Source organism: Alteromonas sp. ALT199 (assembly GCF_018619335.1).
Lineage (GTDB): Bacteria > Pseudomonadota > Gammaproteobacteria > Enterobacterales > Alteromonadaceae > Alteromonas.
Genome location: NZ_JAHHDX010000034.1, coordinates 67239 through 77224, shown reverse-complemented (window position 1 = coordinate 77224; position 9986 = coordinate 67239). Strand labels below are relative to the sequence as shown.

Annotated in this window: 7 protein-coding genes; 1 reads left to right on the top strand and 6 read right to left on the bottom strand. The window is 43.6% G+C overall.

Annotated elements, in window-relative coordinates; genetic code table 11:
* Window positions 1-277: 277 nt before the first annotated feature.
* A complete protein-coding gene (locus tag KL866_RS03890) occupies window positions 278-727 on the top strand; it encodes an Hsp20 family protein (protein ID WP_025254744.1) in 450 nt (149 codons plus the stop codon).
* Window positions 728-859: 132 nt separating this feature from the next.
* Here the strand turns inward: KL866_RS03890 and KL866_RS03885 are convergent, their stop codons facing one another.
* From KL866_RS03885 to carB, 6 genes are all read right to left on the bottom strand, one after another.
* Window positions 860-1252 (bottom strand): DUF3224 domain-containing protein, encoded by a 393-nt coding sequence (locus tag KL866_RS03885; RefSeq protein ID WP_025254743.1) that lies wholly within the window; start codon window positions 1250-1252, stop codon window positions 860-862.
* Between the two features lie 93 nt (window positions 1253-1345).
* Entirely contained in the window at window positions 1346-1885 is a 540-nt protein-coding gene (locus KL866_RS03880) for an NUDIX hydrolase (RefSeq protein ID WP_025254742.1), read from the bottom strand.
* Window positions 1886-1895: 10 nt separating this feature from the next.
* Window positions 1896-3746, bottom strand: a complete 1851-nt coding sequence (locus KL866_RS03875; RefSeq protein WP_025254741.1) for a hypothetical protein — start codon at window positions 3744-3746, stop codon at window positions 1896-1898.
* Window positions 3747-3879: 133 nt separating this feature from the next.
* Window positions 3880-5865 (bottom strand): methyl-accepting chemotaxis protein, encoded by a 1986-nt coding sequence (locus tag KL866_RS03870; RefSeq protein WP_025254740.1) that lies wholly within the window; start codon window positions 5863-5865, stop codon window positions 3880-3882.
* A gap of 300 nt (window positions 5866-6165) precedes the next feature.
* Window positions 6166-6642, bottom strand: coding sequence for a transcription elongation factor GreA (greA, locus tag KL866_RS03865; protein ID WP_025254739.1), 477 nt, complete (start codon window positions 6640-6642; stop codon window positions 6166-6168).
* 117 nt (window positions 6643-6759) lie between these two features.
* Window positions 6760-9981 (bottom strand): carbamoyl-phosphate synthase large subunit, encoded by a 3222-nt coding sequence (gene carB, locus KL866_RS03860; protein WP_025254738.1) that lies wholly within the window; start codon window positions 9979-9981, stop codon window positions 6760-6762.
* Window positions 9982-9986: the final 5 nt, after the last annotated feature.

The window sequence follows — 9986 nt, the reverse complement described above, 5'->3', positions numbered from 1 at the left end:
CACCTATTTTATATAAGGTTTTACAGCAAACTTTCGCTAAGTTACGGCAACCTGCTTTCATTTTGAAAATTTTTTCATTATAAAAACCTATATATGTCAACCGCTTGCGAGTCACTTGTGATTATTTTCTAAAAAATTCAACTTTCTTTCTTGAAAAGTATTTAGGCCATTCCTATATATAATTTGTCGGCGCTGAACAGTCAGGTCGACGAAACCGCCGCCGCAGAGTCGGGGCATTTTAAATTGAAACATATTGCTTAATTTTGAGGATATGACTATGCGTACTATCGATCTATCTCCACTTTACCGTTCTTTTATTGGTTCTGATCACCTAGCGTCTCTAGTTGATGCAGCTTCTCGTGCAGAGAAACAGAGCACTTATCCGCCTTACAACATAGAGTTGCTCGGCGATGATAAGTACCGAGTAACCATGGCAATTGCCGGTTTCAGCAAAGACGATGTATCAATTCAGGTTGAAGAAAATACATTAACTATTACTGGAACGAGGAAAACTGAAGCGGAGAGTAAAGAAAGCAAAGAACGTAAGTTCTTACATAAAGGCATCTCAGAGCGTAACTTTGAGCGCAAATTCCAACTTGGTGACCATGTAAAAGTGTTAGCCGCCGATATGGAAAATGGTCTGTTGCATATCGATATGGAGCGAGTCATTCCTGAAGCCAAGAAGCCTCGTCAAATAGAAATTGGTTCTCGTTTACTTGAGAATTAAAACATAGTTTCTTGGTTTGTTTCCCAACTTTTAGCGGCGCCTCTCGGCGCCGTTTTTTTTGCTTTAAAAACCGCGTTGTTACTGTTTGCGTGCTTGTCTAACTTTAGTTTAGCTACTTAACTATTTAATTGCTTAGACATCATCTGCCTCAAGAGTGTAATCAGCTTTACCCGACTTCCTCGACTTAAAGCTGCCTCGAAAGGTCTTAGACGCGAGTTCGCCTGTCGCAGCATCTTTGATAGATTCGAAATCACTACTAGCAATACCATTTTCAAACTTACCGCTGTGTTGAAAAATGACAGTACCGCGCAAACCATTTACCACACCAACAAAGGTTTCGAACCCTGTAAACTTAGCGGACATTGGTGATTGGTAGGACATCAAAAACTCAACACTCGACTCGCCACTCATCTCACCGGAATACACCTGCTTAATGCTGGCATGAGATACCTTAATCCCTTCGGATCTCTCACTAAGTGTGTCTTCATCCCATTGGGTAATGGAAAAACTTCCTTCGATTGACATGAATATCCTTTTTTTTAATTAGGTTATACGTTGTGGTTTTCTACCCTAACTTTTTACATATAAAAAAACAGCCCGAGAATTGTAACAGCGCGTTTAAATGAAACCTTTAAGCATAGCTAAACCCACGGCGTTACAGGTACTTGCGTCTTTTATCTCTCCATTGATTATTTTTTCTTTTAATGTGTTCAAGGAAAGTGGAATAACCTGCAAGTCTTCTTCTTCAACATCTAGTTTTTGTTCGCCTTGGGTCAACCCGTTAGCCACGTAGATGTGGTATCCCTGATCACAAAAGCCATATGCCAGATATTGGAAGCCAACATACTCCATTGACTCAGCGGTTAAGCCTGTCTCTTCTTTAAGCTCACCTTTTGCTAGTTCTACAGGGTCGGCGTCAGGGTTGCTCTCCCAAGCGCCTTGAGGAAGTTCAAGCTGTCGCTCTTTAACGGTATAGCGATATTGCTCAACCATGAACACAGTATCGCCTTCGATAGGTAAAATGATGGCAAAGTCTGGCTTTTCCACCACGCCGTATATACCTTCGTTTCCGCTGCTTCGACGTATTTTATCCTCTCTTACGCGAAGCCATTTGTTTTCATAGACTACTTTTGAATCTAACGTTTTAATCTCTGACACGTCCCAATCCTTACTCACTGTCTTTTTCGTTTCTAAGGAAGCCTGCGCTTTCTTCATTCTCTTTAAGCGTTAAGCGTTCATCTGAATTTTGATTAAATGCACGGGTCTGCTGATTGACTTGATGGATTGTACCTGCGTTGGCTAAATCTGATTCATTGGTAATAGAGGCAATAGTCTCTCTGCCACGCAAAAATGCTTTTATTTCATCAACAATCTCGTTCAATTCGCCGTCGTTTTTATTCATTCCCATAACAAAACGCGGTGCTTCCAAATTGTTCATACCGCTAGTGGCGAATATCGATGTGTTAATTCGGCTAGTAATGATCCAAGGGGTAATACTACTTCTTACTACTACATTTTCAGAACGTGTAGAATCATGAATTGCCATACCGGTTGAGACTCTCGATTCGGTATAGGTACCTTCTGTTTTCATGAACATAAGCAAAGAATTGAAATTTAATTCGCCCCAAAACATGTGAGACGCGTTATTTAAAATGCTACCTGCCGCCCTAAAAGTAAGCCACGCAAATACCAGCATAAGTAAATTGTTAACCATAGAAAAAGCATTATTGAGCAGTGATCCGTTATCCACACCTATATTAATAACCAGATGAAGTAACTCGGCGAGCTGTACACCCGACGAATAAAACAACACTGCCGCAATGACAACGGCAACCTGCGCTACGGCGCTTAATGCCACTTTTGCGCTTTTAGGTAACGCCAAGCTTTCACTTAGGGTCGGCTGCGTTTCAATCAGTAATTCTCCTTCAAAACTGCCTTTCCCTTCTGCTTGTTCTTTAAGCTTAGGCACAAAGTCGGCATATATTCTGTTGGGGACTTCTTTATAACGACGGTTGGCCAGTACAATATTTTCAATATTGATAAAGATCTCGTTTGGATGAACAGATTCTTGCATGTTTGCTCTAAATTCACTGACTTCGGTTTGAGGTGTCACTAAATCCATGCGCTTTTTAAGCAATGGAAATACAAGCCCAATTACTACTGCAATACTAATAAAAAGGTAAACGAAATTTAGCCAAGCGCTAAAAAAAGCATGTTCTTCGGACCAGATTTGAAGCTCATTAATATTGTTGCCAACAACACCATCGAGAAACACTCCCGCACCAAGTGGTACGACTAACGCTAAGCCGATGATTACACCGATAGACAACCCGCCCGCTTTAGCAAGTTGAGAGTTTCCTTCGTTATGAATCCCCTTTGCCGTGGATGTCCAGTTAGCGACGAAATAGATAAGCAGTATCAAAGAAAGAATGGGCATGACGACAATTTTTGCTACTTCACCAGCAAACCCATTACTTACGAGAAAGTAAACGATAGCGTAGGTGACCAAGCCCACGATAAGCGTTGCTCCCATAGCGAGAATTTCTTGGGCAAGATGGCGTAACGGGTAAGGTAAAAAAACTAGCTTAGGGAAAATACTGTGAACTAACCGAGCGAGCCAGCCCCTTGGCTCTTCAAACGTTGTATTTCTTCTCCCCATAAGCATAGAGTGCAGTGACTCTTTCGAGTAAAGCAGGGCTTTTTTCTCTGCTTGGGCCGCATCTTGTTCAGATTTAGAGAAATTATACGCCAACGAAGTGGGAACCGTTCTTCCCACGAAAAAACGCATTAATTGAAGGATACCCACCGCCGTATGGCGTATTCCCGATACCACTAAAATAAAGCCTACCGCTAACAAGGTATAGCCTTTTACTTTATTGGCTTCAAATATTGCTGGCACCGTGAAAACGACGTAAACCGCTAACAACAACGTTAAGATACCGCCAAGTGTTCTTAGCGCTCCTTCTGTCTTAAATGGGTTCTTAATCCCTAAAGTCTGAGAGCCAAAATCATAAGCCATGATGCATCCTTTCAAAAACAAAAGGAAAAAGCATACTTAGAGTAAGCACATTGAGCAACGGATTTATCTTACCAACTACCAGATTATGAATAGTTGGTGATTATCAGTTTACATTAATTGAGTAACTCTCGAATTAATCAGCTTTGAAGCTATCTATTGTGCGCTGTAACAAATCATTATTTTGCTGCATTTCATTAGATAATTCTGACAGCTGCTCTGCAATATAAAGTTCGTGACGGGCTGCCTCTTCAACAGAAACAACGTCTTTAGCCACCTCTTCAGTAGTTACAGATTGTTGCTCTGCAGCGGAAGACATGTTGTTCGCCATGCCTTCTAGCTCACTTGCTGCGGCTTTTACTTTCTCAGCGGTTGCGCGCCCTTCAAGGGTGGTATCCATTGAAGCTGAAATCGAGCTTACATTCTTATTAATGTCGTTAACGACTACAACGCTTGCTTCTTTTAAACTAACTAAAAGGGTTGATATTTTATCTGAAGATTCTCGGCTGCTTTGCGCGAGCTTACGCACTTCATCGGCAACCACAGCAAACCCTCTCCCGTGCTCACCAGCTCTCGCGGCCTCAATAGCTGCATTCAATGCAAGTAGGTTAGTTTGGTCAGAAAGGGTGTTTATGGTTTCTAAGATAGTTCCTATTTCGGTTACTTTTAGCTCCATTTGCGCCGCATTAGCTTGAACTCCGCGAATATCATTTGAAAGAACATCCATGCTATTTCTTATATTGTCATTCGCTGCCAACGATTGGTCGGCTAAATTATCTAGGCTCTTACTCGCATTTAGCGTGTCCAATGATGATCTGGCAATTTCACGACTTGTTACGGCAACCTCTTCTACTGCAGAAGCTATATTCGCAGAGAGTTGCTGCGTATTTTCTGCATCACTGAGCATTTGTGCACATGCAACCTCTAATTTTCCGGATAACCTTGTACTTGTACCAATAGACTCACCTAAACCTCTGATAAGGTCTCGTAGCGCGAGAATAGTCGTGTTAACAGAACGAGAAATTTCACCCAACTCGTTACTCGTGCTCATCGAGACATCAATGGTAAGGTCTCCCTTTTGAGCAATCTTGTCTAAATTTGAAACCAACACGGTGAGCTGCTTAGTGATAATACCGATTAATACTCGATAAATAAGTACGATAAACAAAAAAACGACAACAATCATCGCGACAATAAACGTTAGCGAGGCGTTGGCGCTTGCGACATTATTATTAGAATTCTGCATTGCAGTTTCAAATATACTGCTGAGAATCTTTGCAACCTGCCCTATCTGAGCCGTTGCCAACCTAAACCACTCGCTGTTGTCGGGTAAGGACGAGAAATCTACATCCGTTGACACGACATCGGCAGCAATTGATTCAACTTGCGTTGATAGAGAAGACGATATCGAGTTAACAAATTCCGATTTAAACTCTCGTTTTAAACCGAGAGTGAGCTTTTCAGTTAGATAAACAACGTCGTCAGAATAACTGTTAACCTCTACTCTCGTATTAAGGTTAATACTTCGCTTCGCTAACACGGCGTTTATTTTACCCCTGCGCTGTCCAAGCCTTTCTTTCAAACCTGCTAATGTGAGCCCCTGCAGTAAATGCTGTTTAGCATTTTTATCACTGAGCAAAATCGTAAACGCGTTAGCCGCATTAAGGGCTCGCTTGTTTAATTCACTGTAATAACTAAATGCATCAGCACCGTTTAGAGCATCGACAGCCTCACGTATTGACGCCTTTTTAGTTTCTACACTCATAAGGGGCTGTAAAAGTGCATCTATCCCCAAATCTTCCGGCCACTTTTCATTGTAGATTGACTTTAAGTTTTGAAACGCTTGGTCCGCATTCTTACGTTGACCAAGAACCTTTTGCTTAGCGTCTGGACTAGGATTCCCCAAAAAACCAGCAGTTAGACCTCGCTCTACCGCATGGTGATGCGCGACTCGCTCTACAGCACTTACCAATGTAACTATGCGCTTGTCTTGCTCTGCTACTGAAATATCTTGCACAAGTTGGTTGATATTTTTGTATGCTAAAAATGTAATAGAGAGAAAGAGCGTCCCTGTTGCTAACAGTGCGAGTTGTACAATTGATAGTCTATTAAAAATGGTCAAGACTTTTGCCTCCATTCCGAGCTTTTGAACATCAAATCTAAAACTTAAACAACGCAGGATGAAAGCTTTAGTCACAGAAAACCTTTGTTAACCTAAATAACAAAGACCTTTGAAAGTATAGACATTAACTTAAATATAGAGCTGTTTAATTCTAATAAATTAGTCTGAATTCGGACAAAATAACGTTTAGAAGATTTGAAAAAATATAACTGTAGAAGCAAAGGGTTAAATATACGAGGCGCTTGATAAAGGGGCATAATGCTTAAAAGCCAGCGATATTGCACCGCTGGCCGAATAAAATTAAATGTACTCTACTTCGATGATTTCGACTTCAACTGCACCAGCTGGCGTCTGAATAGTTACCGTATCATCTAGTTCTTTGCCTATTAGGCCACGAGCAATCGGTGAATTAACTGATATTAAATTGTTCTTAATGTCAGCCTCGTCGTCTCCAACAATGCGGTAGGTGGTTTCTTCATCGGTATCAACGTTTAAGATGGTAACCGTAGTGCCGAAAATAACCTTACCAGTATTTTCCATTTTAGTTACGTCGATAATCTGTGCATTTGAAAGCTTGCCTTCAATATCCTGAATGCGACCTTCACAGAAGCTTTGCTGTTCACGGGCAGCGTGATATTCAGCGTTTTCTTTCAAATCACCGTGCTCACGTGCTTCGGCAATAGACTCGATAATACGTGGGCGTGTTTTTGTTTTTAGCTCATTTAATTCGTCACGCAGCATTTGAGCGCCGCGCGCTGTCATTGGATACTGACTCATGAATACCGTCTCACTTAGCTAGTAATTTAAACAGAAAAGTGCGCCGCGAAGGCGCACTTTTTATTGATTCACACAAATTTAATATTGCTAGGATACCTCGTATCCTAGCGTATGTCATTAGTGTTTGAGTCTAGCGTGTAGTTCTTGAACTGATGCCACTTTATTGCGGTCATCAGCAGACTTAGCACGAATAGTTGCAAATGCAGCGTTCATCGTTGTTGTGTAAGTCACCTTGTTCACCAAGGCTTCACGACGGATGTATACTGAATCTGTGATGGCTTGACGGCCTTCTGTTGTGTTAATCAAGTAAGCGTATTCGCCATTCTTGATAGCATCAACAATGTTAGGGCGGCCTTCAGACATCTTATTCACCACTGAACTCATAATGCCTGCATCGTAAAGCTCAGTAGCGGTACCGCGAGTCGCTTCAATGCTAAAGCCCGCTTCAACAAGCGCTTTTGCTAGTGCAATCATACGAGGTTTGTCGTTGTCGCGAACAGAGATTAGCGCTTTACCTTGTTTAGGCAGTGGCGCACCAGCTCCTAGGTTCGCTTTGGCGTACGCTTCTTCAAACGTATCACCTACTCCCATAACTTCACCAGTAGAGCGCATTTCAGGCCCTAGAAGTGGGTCAACACCTTGGAACTTAGCAAATGGAAGTACCACTTCCTTCACTGAGTAGAACGGTGGAATTACTTCTTCAGTTACGCCCTGCTCGGCTAGGCTAACGCCTGCCATCGCACGTGCTGCCACTTTAGCAAGAGGAACCCCTGTTGCTTTAGATACAAACGGTACCGTACGCGCCGCACGAGGGTTAACCTCGATGAGGTACACTTCGCCGTCTTTAATCGCAAACTGGGTATTCATCAGACCGACTACGCCAAGCTCAAGCGCCATCGCTTTTACTTGCTCGCGCATAACGTCCTGAATGTCTTTTGGTAGCGAGTGCGGAGGCAGTGAACACGCTGAGTCACCTGAGTGAACCCCGGCCTGCTCGATGTGCTCCATGATGCCGCCAATTACAACCTCTTTTCCGTCGCAAATAGCGTCAATATCTACTTCGATTGCATCATCTAGGAAACGGTCTAGCAACACTGGCGCGTCATTAGACACTTTAACCGCTTCGTTCAGGTAACGCTTAAGGTCTTTAATGTCATAGACGATTTCCATCGCACGACCACCTAGAACGTAGCTTGGACGAACAACGAGTGGGAAGCCAATTTCCTCGGCCATGTTCAGCGCTTGCTCAACGTTAGTTACCGTAGCGTTCGCTGGCTGCTTAAGGTTAAGCTTGTTCACCATTTGCTGGAAACGCTCACGGTCTTCAGCACGGTCAATCGCTTCTGGAGAGGTACCAATAACCGGCACGCCTGCTGCTTCTAGGGCACGAGCAAGTTTAAGTGGCGTTTGACCACCGTACTGTACGATTACGCCTTTTGGCTGCTCTTTTGCCACAATTTCAAGTACATCTTCCAACGTTACTGGTTCGAAATACAAGCGATCTGAAGTATCGTAATCGGTAGACACTGTCTCAGGGTTACAGTTAACCATAATAGTTTCGTAACCGTCTTCACGCATTGAAAGCGCTGCATGCACACAGCAGTAGTCGAATTCGATACCCTGACCAATACGGTTAGGACCGCCGCCCAATACCATTATCTTGTCTTTGTCAGTGGGCGCTGCTTCACACTCTTCGTCATACGTAGAATACATATAAGCTGTGCTGGTAGAGAATTCTGCTGCACAAGTATCTACACGCTTGTAAACTGGAGAAATACCAAAACCGCGGCGGGTTTCACGAATGTCGCTCTCTGCGACTTTACACAGCTCTGCAAGGCGTACATCTGAGAAGCCTTTGCGCTTGAGCGCACGCATAAAGTCAGCATCGATACCCGGTAAACCAAGCTCGGCAACTTTTGCTTCAAGAAGAATGAGGTCTTCAAGCTGCACTAAGTACCAGCGGTCAATATTGGTGAGATTAAATACCTCTTCAACCGTCATGCCCATTCTAAACGCATCACCAATGTACCAAATGCGCTCTGCGCCAGGCTGGCGAAGTTCGTAAACCACTTTATTACGTGATTCAGGATCTTCAAGGTCTACCATAGGGTTAAGGCCAGAAGCTCCCACCTCAAGACCTCTCAGCGCTTTTTGAAGCGATTCTTGCTGGTTACGACCTATTGCCATAACCTCACCCACCGACTTCATTTGGGTGGTTAGACGGTCGTTAGCACCGGCGAATTTTTCAAAGTTAAAGCGTGGGATCTTAGTTACTACATAATCGATAGACGGCTCGAACGACGCAGGCGTTAGCCCACCTGTAATGTCGTTAGCTAATTCATCTAATGTGTAACCTACCGCAAGTTTTGCTGCTACTTTCGCAATTGGGAAGCCCGTTGCTTTTGAAGCAAGCGCAGATGAACGCGACACACGCGGGTTCATTTCAATGATAACTACACGGCCAGTCTTAGGATCGACACCGAACTGTACATTTGAGCCACCGGTTTCAACACCAATCTCACGCAGTACCGCCATTGCGGCATTACGCATTAACTGGAACTCTTTGTCAGTCAGGGTTTGTGCAGGTGCTACAGTGATTGAATCACCGGTATGCACGCCCATAGGGTCAAAGTTTTCGATAGTACACACAATAATGCAGTTATCTGCTTTATCGCGCACCACTTCCATTTCGTACTCTTTCCAACCAAGTAGCGACTCGTCAATAAGAAGTTCGTTGGTTGGCGAAAGGTCAAGACCGCGGTGACAAATTTCATTAAACTCGTCAATATTGTATGCGATGCCACCGCCAGTTCCACCCATGGTGAAAGACGGGCGAATAATACAAGGGAAACCAATGCGGCTTAATACATCGTGCGCTTCGTCCATGGTGTGCGCGATTTCCGCACGTGGACACTCAAGGCCGATGTTTTTCATTGCTTTATCAAAGCGCTCGCGGTTTTCTGCTTTATCGATAGCATCTGCCGTTGCACCGATAAGCTCACAACCGAACTCTTCAAGCACGCCATGCTTATCTAGCTCTAGCGCACAGTTAAGTGCAGTTTGCCCACCCATTGTAGGCAGAATGGCATCTGGACGTTCTTTTTCGATAATTTTGCGAACCACTTCCCAGTGGATAGGCTCGATGTAAGTCGCATCTGCCATCTCTGGGTCGGTCATAATGGTTGCTGGGTTAGAGTTAACCAAAATAACACGGTAGCCTTCTTCGCGAAGGGCTTTACACGCTTGGGCGCCTGAATAATCGAATTCACAAGCCTGGCCAATAACAATAGGGCCAGCACCAATGATAAGAATACTTTGTATGTCGGTACGTTTTGGCATAGTTG

Coding starts and splice junctions, on each gene's coding strand:
- KL866_RS03890 (WP_025254744.1), top strand. CDS start 278: ATGCGTACTATCGATCTATCTCCACTTTACCGTTCTTTTATTGGTTCT.
- greA (WP_025254739.1), bottom strand. CDS start 6,642: ATGAGTCAGTATCCAATGACAGCGCGCGGCGCTCAAATGCTGCGTGAC.
- carB (WP_025254738.1), bottom strand. CDS start 9,981: ATGCCAAAACGTACCGACATACAAAGTATTCTTATCATTGGTGCTGGC.
- KL866_RS03885 (WP_025254743.1), bottom strand. CDS start 1,252: ATGTCAATCGAAGGAAGTTTTTCCATTACCCAATGGGATGAAGACACA.
- KL866_RS03875 (WP_025254741.1), bottom strand. CDS start 3,746: ATGGCTTATGATTTTGGCTCTCAGACTTTAGGGATTAAGAACCCATTT.